We start from the raw sequence: 15,671 nt of genomic DNA, 5'->3' as shown, positions 1-15,671 counted from the left end.
GAACCCCTGTCAGGCTACGTTGGCGAAGCGTTGTTCGAGGTAGGCGATGATGTCGCTGGACTCGTACATCCAGCGCGTGCCCGCTGCATCGTCGATGCGCAGGCACGGCACCTTCACCTTGCCGCCGCCTGCCTGCAGTTGCGCGCGCGCTTCGGGATCGCCCTTGGCGTCGCGCAGCGCGATGGGCGCGTTGAGCTTGTGGATGGCGCGCCGCGTCTTCACGCAGAACGGGCAGGCGTGGAATTGGTAGAGCGACAGCTTGGCCGCTTCGGTGTTGACCGTGGCCTGGCCTTGCGCGGAGCGCTGTTGCGGGCGGGGCCGCGTGAGCGCGTCGCCCAGCACGATGATTTGACCCAGGCCGACACGTAGGGCTTTGACTAGCATGGAGTAGGACTCGATACAGATGGACAGGCGGCCAGTCTACTCTGTGCGGCGTGTTTCAGTATCGCGAGTGCCGTCAGCTGCGCAGGCCCGTGGTCATCCCGTGTCACGTCATGGGTCGGTAGTTGAAGCCCGCGCGTTATTGAAACCGCACCGGGTAGCTGCAGCCCGTATAGAAGGTCTTGCAGGAGGTCTGCGTGGCTTTATTGCAGGTTTCCATGCCCAATGCTTCTGCCTGTTCCTTGGTCTCGGCGCTGGCGGAATTCATCAAGACGCCCTCGCCTTTGGGGGAAGGGCCGTACACCACCGCCACGCATTGGTTGTAGTAGGTGATGTTGGTCTTGCAACCCTTGCCGCCCTTGGACGCGCAATGCTCCAGCGCGGCCTGTTCGGCCTTGACCTTGCTGGTCTTGTCGGCGGCGATGCCGACGGAGCCCGAGGGCGGGTCGTATGCGATTGCGCCCCAGCGGGTGGTCCAGCGCGGTTGGTCAGGCGCGGTTTGCGCGCCGGTGCCGCCTTGTGGCCGCGACAGGCCTGGGATCGGCACGCACTGCTGGCCCGGCGTGCCGGCGGCGTTGGGCATAAAGCCGTCCGGGCAACCTTGTTCGGCCTGCGCCGAGACAGCGACGCCGAGGTACAGTATCGCCAGCAGGAAAGCCGCTTTTAAAGCACGCATGTGTCGTCTCGCAGTTGTCGTGTTCTTCAAGCCGGATGCCGTGGGTCAAGGCCGGGCAGGCAGAGAGTCCGAGGCAAGGTGTCAGGCTGTGAAATTGCCCCGGAAAGTGTAGTCCGAAATTCTTTCTACGAACGATTCTCCCAGCCACGCCCCAACCTTAAAACGTGTACTTCGCCGTCAACAAAAACGACCGCGGCGCGCCGAAGTGGTTGTTGTCCTGGTTGCTGCCAATCGCTTGGTAGTAGTACTTGTCGAACAGGTTGTAGACGTTCAGCCGCAGATCCAGATTCGGGCTGGCCCGATAAGCCACCACGGCATCCCATGTGCTGTAGCCGGGTTGGCGCACGTTGTAGGCGGGCAAGCTGATCGCGCTTTGCACGCGCATTGCCCCGCCCACGCGCCAGGCATTCAAGGAGCCAGGCAGGGTGTACATGGTGGATAGCTTGAACAGATGGCGCGGGGTTTGCGTGTCATACGCCGCGCCAGCCCGAAGGTTGCCCGAGTCCTCCAGATACTTGGATTGGTTGTAGGTATAGCCGGCAGACACCTGCCAGCCCGGCGTGATTGCGCCTGCCACTTCGAATTCGACGCCTCGGCTTTCCACCTTGCCGGAGGGCGCATAGCATTCGATCACCCCTGGGCCGCACGCGGATGTGGTCAGGGCGATTGGACGGTTGCGCTGGCGGATCTGGAATACCGCCGCGCTGGCGTTGAGGCGGCCGTCGAAGTACTCGCCCTTGATCCCTGCTTCCAGATTGGTGCCGATGACCGGATCCAGCGGTGCGCCGCTGGCTGATTGGTAGTTTTGCGGCTGGAACACGCTGGTCCAGCTGGTGTAGACGGAATGGTGGCGGTCCAGGTCGTAGATCAGGCCCGCGTAGGGTGTCAGTTCGTGGTTGACCTTGTAGGCCGCGGGCGGGCTGACGTAGTCGCCGGACTTCAGCGTCATGTCGTATTCATACCAGTCCAGCCTGGCGCCCAGCATCAGCGTCAGCGGGTCGGCGAGGCTCAGGCGCGTGGTGGCGTAGCCGCTCATCTGGCGCTGGAATCCCTTGCGCGACCAGGGGTAGACGAACGTGGGCTTTTCGACGGCGCTGGAGTCCCAGTGTTCGGGATCGACCGTCATGTCATAGCCCAACGGCCATCCGCCAGGACCGTCGTCGTCCTTGTTCTTCATGAAGCTGCCGCCCAGCACCAGTTCATGCGTACGCCCCAGCAGCGTGAACGGGCCGCTCAGGTAGCCGTCGACGCTGTACTGGGTCTTGTCGTAGTTGTACTGGCCCAAGCCCTGTCCGAAGAACGTCGAGTTCTCCAGGGGATAGAGGTAGCTGCCCAGCATGTTCATCTTGGCGCGCAGCGTGCGGGCGGTCAGCTTGCCGGACCAGCCGTTGTCGAAGCGATGATCGAGTTCGGCGAAGAAGCTGGTGTTTTCCTTGTTCCAATAGGCCCAATCCGGCGACAGGCGGGTCGACCGATTGAAGTCGTAGAAGCTGCCATCGCGGCGGGTCGGCAGGCCGTTCCAATCCGCGCCGGGGTTGTCTTCGCGGTTGTAGTAGCCGCCGATACTGAGCGTGGTGTTTGCCGTGATATCGGCTTCGATGGTGCCGTAATAGAGCTGGCGCTGATGCTCGTAGGCTTTCTTGAAGGTATCCGAGTCCTGATAGGCCACGACGCCGCGTGCGCGCAAGGTGCCGCTTTCGTTCAATGCGCCCGACCCGTCGACTTCGCCGCGATAGTTGTCCCAGCTGCCGGCGCTGGCGGTCACCGAAAACTGCGGCACCGCCGTCGCGCGCTTGCGCACCAGATTGATGGTGCCCGAGGGATTGCCTGCGCCGGTCATCATGCCGGCCGCGCCGCGCAGCACTTCGATGTGATCGTACATGGCCAGCGTTGCGACGCCCTGGGTGTCGTAGTCGTAAGCCAGCGGCACGCCGTCGGCCAGGAACGAACTGATCTCGAATCCGCGTGAGAAGAACTGCGTGCGCTCGCCGCCGCCGATCTGGCGCGTGGTGAGGCCGGTGGTGTCGCGGGCCACATCGTCCAGGGATTGGAAGCCGCGGTCCTCGATTTGCTGGCGGGTCACCACGCTGACCGATTGCGGTGTCTCGCGCGGCGAAAGCTCAAATTTGGTGGCCGTGGCCATCACCGGCGTGGTGTATGAATGCGTGCCCTCGGTCACGCCCAGCGTGGCCGCCTCGACCGTCACCGGCGAGAGCGTCGTGGTGCCTGATGGCGCCACGGTCAGGCTGCCGTCCGGTGTGCGCCGTAGTTCCAGCCCGCTTCCGGTCAGCGCGCGTGCGGTGGCTTCGTCGACGGTCAACCGGCCGGAGATGGCCGGCGCAGATTTGCCCGCCACCAGTTCGGCGCGAAACGAGATGACCGCGCCCGCGATGCGCGCGATCTGTGTCAGCGCGACATCCAGCTGGCCCGCGGGCAAATCATACTGGCGCAGCGCCTGGGCATGGGCGGTGCTGGCGGCGGCTGCGATGACGCAGGCAGCCGGAAACCTGAGGGAAAGCATGGAACACTCCGTGGATGCGTGAGCACGCGTTCCATGTATGTGCATCGGCGCCGGCAAAAAAACACCTGGCGCAGAAAAAATTTTCAGGCGAGATCGATCATGACGTACCAACTGCTCAGCCGTTGCAGCCGGATGGGCAGGGTATGCGTGAGCGCCGCCAGGGCGCGGTCGCTATCGTCCAGCGGGAACAGGCCGGTGACGCGCAGGCGGGACGCCTGGGGTGAGGCTCGCAGCCAACCTGGCCGATATCGGGCCAGGGCATCGACCACGGTCTGCAGGGGTTCGTCATGGACTTCAAGCTCGCCGTTGCTCCAGGCGGCGGCGTACTCCTGGTTGTCCTGCACCGCATCGATCTGCTGCGCGTCGAACCAGACGCTCTGACCGGGCGCCAAGTGCCGGCGGATACCTGCAAGTGTGGAGACCTCGGCCGTTCCGCTCAGGGCCAGGCAGAAGCTGCGTTGGGACGCGCAGCGCACCATGGCGCGGCCTTGGGCGAGGCGGACTTCGCCATGGGGCAGACGTACTTGCAGCCCCTGGCCTGCCGCCACCTCAAAGATGGCGGCACCAGAAGACACGTGTACGCCGTGCTGTCCGTCCAGCGTTGCGGCGCTGCGCGCGTCCAGTTCCATCATGTTGCCGTCAGGCAAGGCCACGCGCCGGCGTTCACCGGTGCGGGTCACATAGCCCGCCGCCAGATGCCGCAGCGGCACATAGCGGTCCGCGACACCGGCGCCGAGCAGCACGGTCCCGCCCGCCAGGACGAGCTTGCCCAGCCTGCGGCGCTGCGCGAGTTGCGGCCCGACCAGCGAACGCCGCAGCGGGTTGCCGTCGGCAAGCAGTCCGGGCCGCAGGCGATGCAGCGTGCCGTCCAATGCCGAGTTCAGCCGCTGCCAGGCCGCGCCGTGGCTCGGGCTTTCCGCCAACCACCGATCGAAAGCCTTGCGGTCGGCATCGCTGGCCTGGCCGCTGGACAGACAGACCTGCCATTCGATGGCCGCCTCGCGGCTGCGCATGTCCAAGGGCGTCATACGCCAAACACCTCGCAGCAACGGCGCAGGGCCTGGACGATGTATTTGCGGACCATGGTGGGAGAAACCTTCAGCCGCGCGGCGATTTCCACATGCGTCATGCCGTCGAGCTGGCTGTAGAGAAAAGCCATCCTGGCCTTGGAAGAAAGACCGTCCAGCGCCGTGTCGAGCGCCTGCAAGGACTGCAGGGTCTGTACCCGCTCTTCGGCCGAGGGCTCCAGGGGTTCCGGCTGCAGGCGCAGCATCTCCAGCCACGCTTGCTCGAGTTCACGTCGGCGCCACAGCCGCCATGTGATGCGCCGCGCGATGGTGATGAGCATCGCGCGGGGTTCATTCAATTGCTCCAGCGCAGGAAGGCAGAGCAACTGGGTGAAGGTTTCGCCTGCGACATCCTCGGCATCCTCGCGATTGCGCAGGCCGTTCTGGAGGCGGCGCTCCAGCCAGGGATGGTCGCTCTTGTAGATGGTGGAAAAGCAGGTGTCACGCGTTGAGTCCACGGCTTGTGCTGTGAATAAATGGGAATCGTTATCAATTATGGCATGATGGGTTCTGGAAAGCCAAAGGGGATGGAGACTTCATCGTCACCCGCTCCACCGGCAGAGCCCATTTTGGATCTCTCCTGATGGATTAATCCTCGTTCAGACCGCGCGGGATCGTTATTAAATGTGCGGCAAGCTTCACTATCCCGTTCAGGTGGTTGAATAAAGCGAGGTGTACCCATGCCACACTCTCGATTCATCCAGCATGCTCTGGCTGCCATTGGAGCTTCGTTCATCGCGCTGGGCGCCACAGCCCAAGCGCAAGGCACCGGCCAGAACGTTCCAACCACCGCGCCGCTTGCGCCGGCGAAATACTGCGAATGCCGCTTCTCATCCGGGCAATACGAGGCCTATAGCGTCAACGGGACCTGCACCGTCCAGCGCTATGCCGGCGGACGCAAGTGCGAATACGGCTTCTCGGGTATCGGGGCCAATCCGGCGGTTCTTACTTCCATCCTTGGACAGGACGCGTACCAAGCGCAGTTGCAATCCGCGGCGCAGATCTTCCCCCGCTATCTGGCGTTTGCGCAGTCGGGAGACACGTCGGCCTTGAGCGAGAGCGGTTTTATCGAGAGCGCCCTGCCGGTCCTGGCGCGAGGCAGCTTGTTTCGACAGGCCGTCGTCATCGCGGAGTTGCCCGTCAAACAGATCGACAACGAGATCGTTGTTTTCTCCAGGAAATACAGCAACGTCATAGCGGAAGTATTCCAAGGAAAAAGGCCGCCGCTTTCGGTGACGTGGACGGAAGGCTTTCAGTTTGAGATCGGGCGAGGCTATGTGCTGATGGACTACAAGCAAGCGTCGCAATTGCTGGTGCTTTTCTTCTCTGATGCGAAGAGGTGATCGGCCATGGATCTCACCTGCATGCGAGAACTTCCCGGATTGGATTGGGCCGTGCTGCTTGTTGCCGTCGTGGTGGCCCTGATCTTGTTCGTGCTGGGGATCTACTTGTTGCTTCGACCCAGACCCTCCCCTACGCCAAACACCAAGCATGAGGTGGAAACGACCATCGACAAATATGGTTTGAAAGGGCCTGCCGGCGTGTTCTTGATACTTCTCTCCATCGCCTTGGTTGGAGGGCTTTACTGGCAGTTGAACAACAGGTTCCCCGCCAACGCGGAAGAATTCTCAGGGGCGCCTCGCACACTCGGTTCCATCGCCGAAGGGTTACGCCGGAACTCCAGCGCCGATATCCTGTTGAAGGGAGGAGCCGAGACCGTGGTGATCTCTCAACCGGTCAGCGGCGCCTGCTGGTCCGCGCTGGTGGACAAGCTGTGCACGGCGTATCGGGATACCTTGACGTGCAGCCGGGATGGCAATCGGATTGTCATCGACCGCAAGCCCTGAAGCAGCGCACCGTATGAGCGGAAAAGGTGTGTCAGACTACGTCCATTCACGGCTATTGGGTGCGAGCACCCGCTTTCCGCATGACCCTCAGCGACCGCCTGAAAGCCTGGGCCAAGCGCATCAAGCGCGACGGCCTGACGCTATGGTTTGCCGGCAAGCACGCCCGCACGCCCTGGTACGCCAAGGCGCTGGGCCTGTTCGTGGTGGCATACGCGCTCAGCCCCATCGACCTGATCCCCGACTTCATCCCCGTGCTGGGTTACATCGACGACGTGCTGCTGTTGCCCGGCCTGATCTGGCTGGCCATCAAGCTGTTGCCACCCGATGTGCTGCAGGAATGCAGAGGCCAGGCGGACGCCTGGATGCAGTTGCAGAGGGAGAAGCCGCGCAGCCTGGCGGGCGCGGTGATGATCGTGGCGCTATGGCTGGGGATAAGTGTTGCGGCGTGGTTCTGGCTAGCGCCGTATTTTCGGTAGCGCCCTGACCGGCGGGCTTGCGCGTAGAACTACGCCGAACCTTCTTCCACGAACCCCAAGGTCCTGAGTTCCGCGATCGCGCCCTTTTCCTCGTCCCGTCGCGCCTTGGGCGCGGCCAGCGAGGCGGTCAGCAGCATGGACTGGGCGGGCGAGCTATCAAAGCTATGCAGCGTGCTGGCGATGCCCGGGAACGCTTGGACGAAATCCGCTCCCAGCGCCTCGTGCCCCGGATAATTCCCCTGCTTGTCCACGATGACCTGCGTCTGCGGATCGCGCCGGATCAGGTGCAGCGGCACGCCTTCGCAGCGCAGGCCCAGCAGCTTGGCTTCGCTGATATCCAAGGCCCAATCCGTCTCGGCGTAGAAGGCGGCGCGCGCGGTTGCGAACTGATCGAGGATGCGCTCGTCCTTGCAGAACGCGGTGGGCGTCAGGTTGAGATTGAGCTTGCCGATCTTGCCCACCAGTTTGACCCGGCGAAAGAACGAGGCCCACACCAGCAGGATGGGGTTGGTGGACAAGTCCTCGATCAGCACGTCTTCAAACATGCAGGGCTGGATCATCGAGTTGACCGCGCGGCATTTGGAAACGCGCACGTTCTGCACGCGCGACATGCGCTGTGGGGTCTTGACCATGGAAAGGGCGCCGTTGTCGAAGGTGCAGTCGTGGAAGTGCAGATCGCTGAAGTGCGAGTTGCCCTTGTCATGCGCCATTAGGAAGGTAGCGCCTTCGGTTTTGTTCATGGACGAGGAGATGTCTGGCTGCGATGTCGCCGGGGAGTCGTAGTCTGCCATTTCTAATCCCGGAACAGCAGCATTTCCTACTGTCAGATAGCTTATTTGGTATTCATGTGACATTATTAGAATCTCTTGGATACATTTACCCGTTCCCCTGCGGAGGGCAGGAAGCGGCAGATAACTAAGCTGAAGAAGATGAATCACATGAATAAAAAGATGTTGAAGTTGGCGGCCGCTGCCGCTTGCGTGATGACGGGCGCGGGATGCGCCAATGTGCCGATGGCGCCGGCCGAACAAAACAAGCAGGCCAAATCCTTCCCGGCGCCGGACGAAGGAAAGTCCGGTCTGTATGTCTACCGGGATAGCTTCGTGGGCAAGGCGCTGAAGAAGGACGTGTACGTCAACGGCAAGTGCCTGGGTGAAACCGCCGACCGCGTGTTCTTCTACACGCAGGTCGCCGGCAACGAGCAGCACAAAGTCTCCACCGAATCGGAGTTTTCGCCGAACGACCTGATGGTGATGATGGAAGCGGGCAAGAATTACTTCGTGCGCCAATTCATCAAAATGGGCGTATTTGTGGGTGGCGCCGGCGTGGAGCAGGTAACGGAAGAGGAAGGTCAGCGGGTGATCTCCAAGTCCGAAGTGAACCTGGCGGCCGAAGGCCGTTGCACGGGCTGATCGCAGTCCGCTCCCGCCGCTGTTCTTGCCTACTTGCAATGGAAATGACGATGCGTCTTGGTCTGTTGTTGGCGGCCTTGCTGTTTGCCGCGACGGCCCATGCGGCGAACTATCCCTGCTCAGAAAGAAGGGTGGCGTGGAGCGTTGCGTCGGAGAACAGTTTTTGTGCCGCGACGGTTCGATCAGCGCATCCAAGCGCGTGTGCTCAAGTCCGGATTCCAGCGCACAGCCACTTGTTTCCAAGCCCTCGGCTTCCGGCTCGAATGGCGCATGCAGCTGCCGTGATGGCCAATACTGCACCGGGCCGCGGGGCGGAACGTTCTGCTACACCGATAGCGGAAAGAAGTCCTATCTCAGGAAGTAAGCGCCGCGCTGCTTGAGGCAGTCTCAATAGCTGCCCGCAGGCAGCACGTCCGCCAAATACGCGTTGATATCCGGCGTCTCTCGCAGCGCATGCCTCATCCACGCGCCGCGCTCATGCGCGGTCACTTCCAGCTCCCACACGCAGGCAATGAACGGTCCCTGCACGGGTTGAAACTGTTCGGGCCGATCCAGCGGCGCGGAGTACATCTGTTGGCACAGGATGCCGCCGGATATCCACCAGTCAGCCAGCAGCCAGACCGCTTCTTCGCCCACGTGCACGATGCAGAAGCCCAAGCCCGTGGCGCGCGGATCGCTGGCGGCGTCTTGCAACGCCGCCATTGCGGTCTTGCGAGCGGCTGCGGCCACTTCAGCGGACAGCAGCGCAACGGCTGGATCGGGATTGCGTTGTATCGCGTAGGCCTTGATGGCCAGGCCGTCTTCGCGCCATTGTTCGATGAACGCCATGCGGCGCGGTGCGTAAGGTTCTGCAGGAATCGTTTGGAAAGACATGATGGGCAGCGAGGGGGAACCCGTCGGGGTCATGGAGGCAGGTATTCTTCCAGCAGTCCGCTAGCCCAGCAAGGACAAGGCATCGTCCAGCGACAGCACGGTGGTGCGCGATTCAAACGCCGTCGCAAACAAATGCTCATGCACGATCGGGTCCGGGTCGTAGCAGCAGTCCTTGACCGTCAGCAGGCGGTAGTCCGCGTCGCTGGCATGCGCAATCGATGACAGCATCACGCCGGTGGACGCGACGCCGGCCATGATCAGCGTGTCTATGCCTTGCGCGGAAAGGCGCACTTGCAGGCCGGTGCCGAAGAACACGCTGGCGCGGTGGGCGATGATGATGGGCTCGTCTTCGCGGCGGTCGAGTTCCGGCGAGATGCGGTCGTGGACGAAGCGGCCCAGCTGTTTGATGCCCTGCCCGTTCTTGTTCAAGGGGCTGACTTCAGGATAGCCAGGGCTGAAATGAATCTTGGCGAAATAGACGCTGACGCCGGCGCGCCGCGCGGCTTCGCACAGTTGCCGCGTGTTGCTGAGCAAGGCGGGGGCGACCGACGGAAACAGTTCCATGATGTCGGTCTGATAGTGCATGACCAGCAAGGCGGTACGCGCCGGGACGATGGCTGGGGTCTGGGTGTTCATGCTCCGCTCCGCAAGGGGTTTGCCACGTTCGCCTTGCGAGGCTTGGCCTGCCGGCCGAGGACCGATGCGTGGCGACGTGATGGGTGCGACAGGAATGACGGCTGACTGTATCACGGCAGTCATGACCCCAAGTCCTCCTGCCTCCATCGCGTCGTGAACGGATTCTGGCCGGTGCGGACCGCGCTACAAAGGCGGAATCCCCGCCGCCTTGACGACTTGCTTCCACCGCACGATCTCGCTGGCGACCATGTCGCGCATGGCGGCCGGGCTGCTGGGCGCGGGCTGGCTTCCCAGGGTGGCGAGCGTTTGCTTCACTTCGCCCTCTTCCAGGGCTTTGCCGATGGCGGAATTCAAGGTTGCCGCGATGTTTTCGGGCAGGCCCGGGGGGCCTGCAATGCCCAACCATGACAGCACTTCGAAGCCCGGCAGGGTTTGCGCGACTGGAGCGATATCCGGAGCCTGCGGCCAGGGTATGGCGCTGGTGACGGCCAGGGCTCTGAGCTTGCCCGCCTTCAGCTGCGGCGTTGCCACGGTCAAGGTATCCACCAGGATGTCGACATCGCCGGACAGCACAGCCTCGACGGGGGCGCCGCCGCCTCGATACGGTATGTGCAGCAACTCCACCTTGCCCTCGGTGGCCAGCAGTTCGCCGGTCATGTGCTGGGTGGATCCCACGCCTACGGACGTGAACGTGATCTTGGCGGGAGCCTTGGCGGCCATGGCGAGCAGATCGGCCAGCGTCCTGGCGGGATGATCCGCCCTTACCGCGATCACGAACGGAAACTTGGACACGGTGGACAGGAAGCTGAAGTCCTTGACCGGATCGTAGGACAGCTCCCTGGAGACCGCCGCGGAGACCGTATGCGCGCCGGTCAGCATGATCAGGGTGTAGCCATCCGGCTTGGCCTTGGCGACCGCATCGCTGGCGATGCGCCCGCCAGCGCCGCTCTTGATTTCCACGACGACTGGCTGGCCCAGGGACTGTGTCAATTGCTTGCCGACCAGACGGGCGACGACGTCGGCGTTACCGCCCGCACCAAAGCCGTGGATCAGCCGGACCGGCCGGGCCGGATAAGCGTCTTCGGCAAATCCCTGGGGCAGCCAGGCCAGCGCGGGCGCGCAGAGGCCGATCTGTATCAACTGGCGGCGTTTTGTGTTGGTCATGGCGTTGTCTCCATCTGTGGTTTAGCGCCGCTCGAAATGGCGGCTGAAGCCTTTCCAAACATCGTCGTAGTCCGGCTGCAGGTTGGGCGCCGCCAGCGCCTGCGCGGTGGGGCGAAATGCGTGACGGCTCTCGAACATGAAGGCCAGGGTGTCTTTCAGCGCATGCGGCGCGAGATCGGCCTGGCTGGCCTTTTCGAATGTGGCCGCGTCGGGGCCGTGCGGCAGCATGCAGTTGTGCAGGCTGATGCCGCCCGGCACGAAGCCTTCGGCCTTGGCGTCGTAGACGCCTCGCACCAGCCCCATAAGTTCGCTCATGACGTTGCGGTGAAACCAGGGCGGACGGAACGTATCCTCGGCCACCAGCCAGCGCGGCGGGAAGATGACGAAGTCGCAGTTGGCCACGCCGGGCGTGTCGGTGTTGGAGGTGAGGACGGTGTAGATGGACGGATCGGGATGATCGAAGCTGATCGAGCCGATGGCCATGAAGTGCGCCAGATCGTACTTGTAGGGCACGAGATTGCCGTGCCACGCGACCACGTCCAGCGGCGTATGGTCTTGCTGGCATTGCCAGAAGCGGCCGAGGAACTTGTTGACCAATTGGACGGGGCCGCCGTCTTCCTCATAGGCCGCGACCGGAGCCAGGAAATCACGCGCGTTCGCCAGGCCGTTGGAGCCTATCGGCCCCAGTTCGGGCAGGCGGAAGGGACTGCCGTAGTTTTCGCACAGATAGCCGCGTGCCAACACGTCCAGTAGCTCTACGCGAAAGCGCATGCCGCGCGGAACCAGGGCGATCTCGCCGGGGGCGATATCGAGCCTGCCCAGTTCGGTATGCAAGCGCAGCCGTCCGGACTGGGGCACCAACAGCATTTCGCCGTCGGAGTTCATGAGGTAGCGCCTGCGCATGGATTGATTGGCCACGTACACATGCGCGGCGACGCCCACCTGTGCATGCGCGTCGCCGTTGCCGGCCGCCGTTACCACGCCATCGATGAAGTCCGTGGGCGCATCCGGTTCTGCCCAGGGATTCCAGCGCAGCCGGTTGGCGGGCGTGGGCGCGTCGGTGAAAGGACCCGTCTGCCAGCGCGGCACGGGCGTTTCCGCGAATCGGCCATGCATGGCCGCCGGGCGTATGCGGTACATCCAGGTACGCAGATTGAGGTCGCGCGGCATGGTGAAGGCCGAGCCGGACAACAGCTCCGCATACAGTCCATGCGCGACCCGCTGCGGTGAGTTTCGGCCAACCGGCAGCGCGCCCGCGACGGCTTCCGATTCGAAGCGGTTGCCAAAGCCGCTCTGGTACTGCAAGGCTTCAATCTTCGTTGCATTCATGATTGACTCGCATCGTCGTGCCAGGAATGGGTGAAAAAGGGCGCCGGCTTGAGCAGCTTGGACTCCTGGTGCTGCAGCAGCGGAAGCATGCGCTGTACGTAGGCCTGCCATTGCGGATCGGCCGCAAGCCGGGCTCGTCTTGTTTCGCGCTCTTGCAGGTCTTGATAGGCCCACAGGTGCACGATCTGGTTCAAGGCGCCTGCTTCGCTGTAGTAATAGCCGACCATGCGTCCGAGTATGCGGCGCTGCACGGCCAGCCCTTCGGCCTCGTACAAGGCCAGGTAGTCCCGCCATTTGCCAGGGTGGGTGGTGTAGGTGCGTTGTTCAACGATCATGTTCGCACCTCCCGTGCCGGCAGAATGCGGGCCGTGCACTCGCCAAAGCCTATGCGGGCACATCCTGGTCGTTCGCAGTAGCCGCGCAGGATGACCTCGTCCCCGTCCGCCAGAAAGCTCCTGGTCTCGCCATTGGGCAGTCTGATGGGCTCCTTGCCGCCGTGGGTCAGTTCCAGCAGACTGCCCCAGCTGCTGGCCAGCGAACCCGAGACGGTGCCGGAACCCAGTAGGTCGCCCGCGTCCAGGGTGCTGCCATTGCTGGTGTGGTGCGCCACCATCTGTGCATAGGTCCAGTAAAGGTCTGCGGTATTGCCGCGCGAAAGCGTGACCGGCGCGATGCCTTGCCGTGCCATTGCCTCGCTTCGCAGCTGCAGTTCCATGGTGATGTCCAGCGCGCCTAGCGCCTGGTCTGCCGCGCCGTGCAGATGGGGCAGCGGCGCTGGCTCATCCGCGCTGCGAACGCGGGCGGGAATGCGGAAAGGCGCCAACGCTTCCGGTGTAACGATCCAGGGCGCGACACTGGTGGCGAAGCTCTTGGCCAGGAAGGGGCCGAGCGGCTGATATTCCCAGGATTGCATGTCGCGCGCGGACCAGTCGTTCAGCAGCGAGAAGCCGAAGATATGTTCCCAGGCCTGCTCCACCGGCACCGGTTGCCAGCGCGCCGATGGCTGGCCGATGTATGCGCCCAGCTCCACTTCGTAGTCCAGCCGTTGGCAGGCTTCATAGGCGGGCGCTTCCTGTCCCGGCGGGCGGAGCTGTCCGCGCGGACGTTCGATGTCGGCACCGCACAAGATGCTGTTGGCGCGGCCGTTGTAGGCGACCGGGACGTAGCGGTAGTTTGGCAGCAAGGGCTGCTCCGGCCGGAACAGCCGGCCTGCGTTGCTGGCGTGATCGATCGAAGCGAAAAAGTCCGTGAATCCCCTGATCTGCACCGGCGTATGCAGGCGGACATCGCGTTGGGGAAAAAGCGGCAGCGTCTGCCTTGTCCTGCGCGCGTCGAGCAAGTGGGATAGCGCCGCCCTCAGCGCCCGGCGCGCCTCGCCGCCCAGCGCCATCAAGGGGTTGAGCACGGGTTCGGCGCAGGCTTGCGCAGCTTGAGCCGCCAGACCCTGCAGCAATGGCGCCGCGGCAGCGACATCAATGATGGCATCGCCTATGCCCACGCCGATGCGCGGGGTGGCGCCGTGGCAGCTGAACGCGGCGAAAGGCAAATTTTGGATCGGAAAATCCGTTCCGGCGGCATTCGCGCTTTCCACCCAGCTGTGCAGGGCCGGGTCGTGGGTATGGTCGCGTTGCGTCATAGCGTATGGCCGCCATCGATGACGATCCGCACACCGGTGCTGGTATTCAGCAGTGTTGCGGCCGCCAGAATTGCCTGGGCTACGTCCTGCGGCGAAACGACGCGTCCCAGGGCCGTGCCTGCGGCATGTTTCTCCAGGTCCGCACGGTTGCGGCCTTCGACGAATCCTGTATCCACTGCGGCAGGCGAAACGCTAAGGAACCGGATGGGGCCGAGCGCGCGGGCCAACGAACGGATCGTCGTGTCCAGGGCGGCTTTGGCGGCGCAGTAGGCGATGTTGCTGCCGGAGCCGGTATATGCGGATACGGAAGAAACGGCCACGACGACTGCCTCGTCGGCGCGCTGCAGCCAGGGTAGAAAGCTGCGCGTGATCGCATACGGTCCGCCCGCATTCGCGGTGAGGATCTCGTTGTAGAGTTCCGGCGTGAGGGTGTGCAGGTCGCGGTGCGGAATGCGGCGTGTGTAGCCAGCCGAATGCACCAGTATGTTCAAGCTTCCGAACGCCGTACCCAGTTCCTCGGCCGCGCGCGTCTGGGCATTGGCGTCGTCCAGCGGCACCCGCAACACGAGATGGCCGGCTCCAGGCAGCGATGCGCAAAGCTCCCGGGCGCGGTCCTCGCCGTTCAGGTAGCCGATCGCCACGCGCGCGCCTGCATTGGCCAGCACACGTACCGTCGCTGCTCCTATGCCGCTGCTGCCGCCGGTCACCAATGCAGTTTTTCCGGTCAGCGAGGCCGGCTGGCCTTGCTCGGTGAAGCACTGATCCATGAAAGTCTCCGTTGCGCCTTCTGTCCGTTGTACAGAAAGGCATGCCTCTTTTCTTGTGGCGACTATATGATTTGGAGGAAAATTCCCTGATCGAATTTCCGTTGAGTGGACACGACTTATGCCTGCTAGACCTGCCGAGCCAGGCGTGCTTGAACGTTCCGTGCAATTGCTCAAGCTGCTTGCGACGGCGGGCCGGCGCGGCCTGGCACTCACCCAGTTATCCAAGTCCACCGATATGGCGCACTCCACGGTGCACCGTCTGCTGCGGCAGTTGATGCAGGAGCGGTTAGTTGTGCAGCGTGAAACAGGCAAGGGTTATGCGTTGGGCCCGCTGGCGTTCGAGCTGGGTCTGGCCGCGGCGCCCTCTTACGACTTGCGCGAGCATTGCCAGCCGGGCATGCGGCAATTGGCCGAGGAGCTGGGCGACACGGTCTATCTCAGTGTGCGCAGCGGCATCGAATCCGTATGTCAGGCGCGCGAGGAAGGGCCCTCGCCGATCCGCGTGAACACGCTGTCCATCGGCAGCCGCAGACCGTTAGGTCTGGGCGCCGGCGGGCTGGCCATCCTGTCGCACCTGCCGGCGGCGGAGTACGAGGAAGTGATGTCGCACATCTTGCCGCGCGTACAGACGGAGGCGGGCCTGGACGAGCGCACGTTGCGTGCGGCCGTGGCGCAAACGCGCCGCAACGGCTATTCATTCATACGCAATCGGGTAACGCTGGGCGTCACTGCCGTGGGCGTGCCGATTTTCGATTCGTTGGACCGGCCGATCGCGGCCATCAGCATTGCGGCAATAGACGAGCGGATGCGCGCCGACAGGATTGCGTTGCTGGCCGCGAATTTGCAGCAGCAGGCCCGGTTGATGGGGCGTCTGGCGCCTGTTTGA

Annotated in this window: 18 protein-coding genes; 5 read left to right on the top strand and 13 right to left on the bottom strand. The window is 63.4% G+C overall.

The genetic code is table 11. The features are described from left to right. Positions 1-9: 9 nt before the first annotated feature. From HV793_RS07005 to HV793_RS06985, 5 genes are all read right to left on the bottom strand, one after another. Positions 10-384, bottom strand: coding sequence for a glutaredoxin family protein (locus tag HV793_RS07005; RefSeq protein WP_013390852.1), 375 nt, complete (start codon positions 382-384; stop codon positions 10-12). Between the two features lie 136 nt (positions 385-520). Continuing rightward, positions 521-1,057, bottom strand: a complete 537-nt coding sequence (locus tag HV793_RS07000; protein WP_119449818.1) for a DUF4189 domain-containing protein — start codon at positions 1,055-1,057, stop codon at positions 521-523. Between the two features lie 157 nt (positions 1,058-1,214). Further along, on the bottom strand, positions 1,215-3,578 hold the full coding sequence (locus HV793_RS06995; RefSeq protein ID WP_175212904.1) for a TonB-dependent siderophore receptor: 2,364 nt from the start codon (positions 3,576-3,578) through the stop codon (positions 1,215-1,217). Positions 3,579-3,661: 83 nt separating this feature from the next. Then, positions 3,662-4,606 carry a FecR family protein gene (locus tag HV793_RS06990; protein ID WP_175212903.1) on the bottom strand — a complete coding sequence of 315 codons (945 nt, stop codon included), beginning with the start codon at positions 4,604-4,606 and terminating at the stop codon, positions 3,662-3,664. Then, a complete protein-coding gene (locus HV793_RS06985; protein WP_054455669.1) occupies positions 4,603-5,103 on the bottom strand; it encodes a sigma-70 family RNA polymerase sigma factor in 501 nt (166 codons plus the stop codon). The genes HV793_RS06990 and HV793_RS06985 overlap by 4 nt, the downstream gene beginning before the upstream one ends. Before the next feature lie 222 nt (positions 5,104-5,325). On the opposite strand from HV793_RS06985, the gene HV793_RS06980 reads away from it, so the two are divergent. From HV793_RS06980 to HV793_RS06970, 3 genes are all read left to right on the top strand, one after another. Continuing rightward, positions 5,326-5,988 carry a hypothetical protein gene (locus HV793_RS06980; RefSeq protein WP_175163057.1) on the top strand — a complete coding sequence of 221 codons (663 nt, stop codon included), beginning with the start codon at positions 5,326-5,328 and terminating at the stop codon, positions 5,986-5,988. Positions 5,989-5,994: 6 nt separating this feature from the next. Next, complete coding sequence (locus HV793_RS06975) at positions 5,995-6,492, top strand: hypothetical protein (protein WP_125471036.1); 498 nt, start codon at positions 5,995-5,997, stop codon at positions 6,490-6,492. Between the two features lie 80 nt (positions 6,493-6,572). Further along, complete coding sequence (locus tag HV793_RS06970; RefSeq protein WP_175212902.1) at positions 6,573-6,968, top strand: YkvA family protein; 396 nt, start codon at positions 6,573-6,575, stop codon at positions 6,966-6,968. A gap of 29 nt (positions 6,969-6,997) precedes the next feature. On the opposite strand, the gene HV793_RS06965 is transcribed toward HV793_RS06970, so the two are convergent. Further along, positions 6,998-7,708 carry a hypothetical protein gene (locus HV793_RS06965; RefSeq protein WP_175212901.1) on the bottom strand — a complete coding sequence of 237 codons (711 nt, stop codon included), beginning with the start codon at positions 7,706-7,708 and terminating at the stop codon, positions 6,998-7,000. Between the two features lie 198 nt (positions 7,709-7,906). Between HV793_RS06965 and HV793_RS06960 the strand changes: the two genes are divergently transcribed. After that, the gene (locus HV793_RS06960; protein WP_175212900.1) at positions 7,907-8,380 is read left to right on the top strand and encodes a DUF2846 domain-containing protein; all 474 of its coding nucleotides are present in this window, start codon (positions 7,907-7,909) and stop codon (positions 8,378-8,380) included. 387 nt (positions 8,381-8,767) lie between these two features. Here HV793_RS06960 and HV793_RS06955 read toward each other — a convergent pair whose 3' ends face one another. From HV793_RS06955 to HV793_RS06925, 7 genes are all read right to left on the bottom strand, one after another. After that, positions 8,768-9,208 carry a hypothetical protein gene (locus HV793_RS06955; RefSeq protein WP_175181640.1) on the bottom strand — a complete coding sequence of 147 codons (441 nt, stop codon included), beginning with the start codon at positions 9,206-9,208 and terminating at the stop codon, positions 8,768-8,770. Between the two features lie 105 nt (positions 9,209-9,313). Then, entirely contained in the window at positions 9,314-9,889 is a 576-nt protein-coding gene (locus tag HV793_RS06950; RefSeq protein WP_175212899.1) for a cysteine hydrolase family protein, read from the bottom strand. A gap of 183 nt (positions 9,890-10,072) precedes the next feature. Next, positions 10,073-11,053, bottom strand: coding sequence for a Bug family tripartite tricarboxylate transporter substrate binding protein (locus tag HV793_RS06945; RefSeq protein ID WP_175181641.1), 981 nt, complete (start codon positions 11,051-11,053; stop codon positions 10,073-10,075). Positions 11,054-11,074: 21 nt separating this feature from the next. Beyond that, a complete protein-coding gene (gene hmgA, locus HV793_RS06940) occupies positions 11,075-12,382 on the bottom strand; it encodes a homogentisate 1,2-dioxygenase (protein ID WP_175212898.1) in 1,308 nt (435 codons plus the stop codon). Beyond that, the gene (locus HV793_RS06935) at positions 12,379-12,717 is read right to left on the bottom strand and encodes an NIPSNAP family protein (RefSeq protein WP_054455651.1); all 339 of its coding nucleotides are present in this window, start codon (positions 12,715-12,717) and stop codon (positions 12,379-12,381) included. Before HV793_RS06935 ends, hmgA begins: the two co-directional genes overlap by 4 nt. After that, positions 12,714-14,018, bottom strand: coding sequence for a fumarylacetoacetase (gene fahA, locus HV793_RS06930; RefSeq protein ID WP_175212897.1), 1,305 nt, complete (start codon positions 14,016-14,018; stop codon positions 12,714-12,716). The genes HV793_RS06935 and fahA overlap by 4 nt, the downstream gene beginning before the upstream one ends. Next, a complete protein-coding gene (locus tag HV793_RS06925; protein ID WP_175212896.1) occupies positions 14,015-14,785 on the bottom strand; it encodes an SDR family NAD(P)-dependent oxidoreductase in 771 nt (256 codons plus the stop codon). The genes fahA and HV793_RS06925 overlap by 4 nt, the downstream gene beginning before the upstream one ends. 145 nt (positions 14,786-14,930) lie before the next feature. Between HV793_RS06925 and HV793_RS06920 the strand changes: the two genes are divergently transcribed. Further along, a complete protein-coding gene (locus HV793_RS06920; RefSeq protein ID WP_175181643.1) occupies positions 14,931-15,671 on the top strand; it encodes an IclR family transcriptional regulator in 741 nt (246 codons plus the stop codon).

This window comes from Achromobacter aegrifaciens (assembly GCF_902859965.1).
Taxonomy (GTDB): Bacteria; Pseudomonadota; Gammaproteobacteria; order Burkholderiales; family Burkholderiaceae_B; genus Achromobacter; species Achromobacter aegrifaciens.
The sequence above is the reverse complement of the archived record's forward strand: the minus strand, read 5'-3'. Positions and strand labels throughout refer to the sequence as shown.

Coding starts and splice junctions, on each gene's coding strand:
- HV793_RS06945 (WP_175181641.1), bottom strand. CDS start 11,053: ATGACCAACACAAAACGCCGCCAGTTGATACAGATCGGCCTCTGCGCG.
- HV793_RS06950 (WP_175212899.1), bottom strand. CDS start 9,889: ATGAACACCCAGACCCCAGCCATCGTCCCGGCGCGTACCGCCTTGCTG.
- HV793_RS06990 (WP_175212903.1), bottom strand. CDS start 4,606: ATGACGCCCTTGGACATGCGCAGCCGCGAGGCGGCCATCGAATGGCAG.
- fahA (WP_175212897.1), bottom strand. CDS start 14,018: ATGACGCAACGCGACCATACCCACGACCCGGCCCTGCACAGCTGGGTG.
- HV793_RS06935 (WP_054455651.1), bottom strand. CDS start 12,717: ATGATCGTTGAACAACGCACCTACACCACCCACCCTGGCAAATGGCGG.
- HV793_RS06965 (WP_175212901.1), bottom strand. CDS start 7,708: ATGAACAAAACCGAAGGCGCTACCTTCCTAATGGCGCATGACAAGGGC.
- HV793_RS07005 (WP_013390852.1), bottom strand. CDS start 384: ATGCTAGTCAAAGCCCTACGTGTCGGCCTGGGTCAAATCATCGTGCTG.
- HV793_RS07000 (WP_119449818.1), bottom strand. CDS start 1,057: ATGCGTGCTTTAAAAGCGGCTTTCCTGCTGGCGATACTGTACCTCGGC.
- HV793_RS06975 (WP_125471036.1), top strand. CDS start 5,995: ATGGATCTCACCTGCATGCGAGAACTTCCCGGATTGGATTGGGCCGTG.
- HV793_RS06925 (WP_175212896.1), bottom strand. CDS start 14,785: ATGGATCAGTGCTTCACCGAGCAAGGCCAGCCGGCCTCGCTGACCGGA.
- HV793_RS06995 (WP_175212904.1), bottom strand. CDS start 3,578: ATGCTTTCCCTCAGGTTTCCGGCTGCCTGCGTCATCGCAGCCGCCGCC.
- HV793_RS06980 (WP_175163057.1), top strand. CDS start 5,326: ATGCCACACTCTCGATTCATCCAGCATGCTCTGGCTGCCATTGGAGCT.
- hmgA (WP_175212898.1), bottom strand. CDS start 12,382: ATGAATGCAACGAAGATTGAAGCCTTGCAGTACCAGAGCGGCTTTGGC.
- HV793_RS06955 (WP_175181640.1), bottom strand. CDS start 9,208: ATGGCGTTCATCGAACAATGGCGCGAAGACGGCCTGGCCATCAAGGCC.
- HV793_RS06970 (WP_175212902.1), top strand. CDS start 6,573: ATGACCCTCAGCGACCGCCTGAAAGCCTGGGCCAAGCGCATCAAGCGC.
- HV793_RS06960 (WP_175212900.1), top strand. CDS start 7,907: ATGAATAAAAAGATGTTGAAGTTGGCGGCCGCTGCCGCTTGCGTGATG.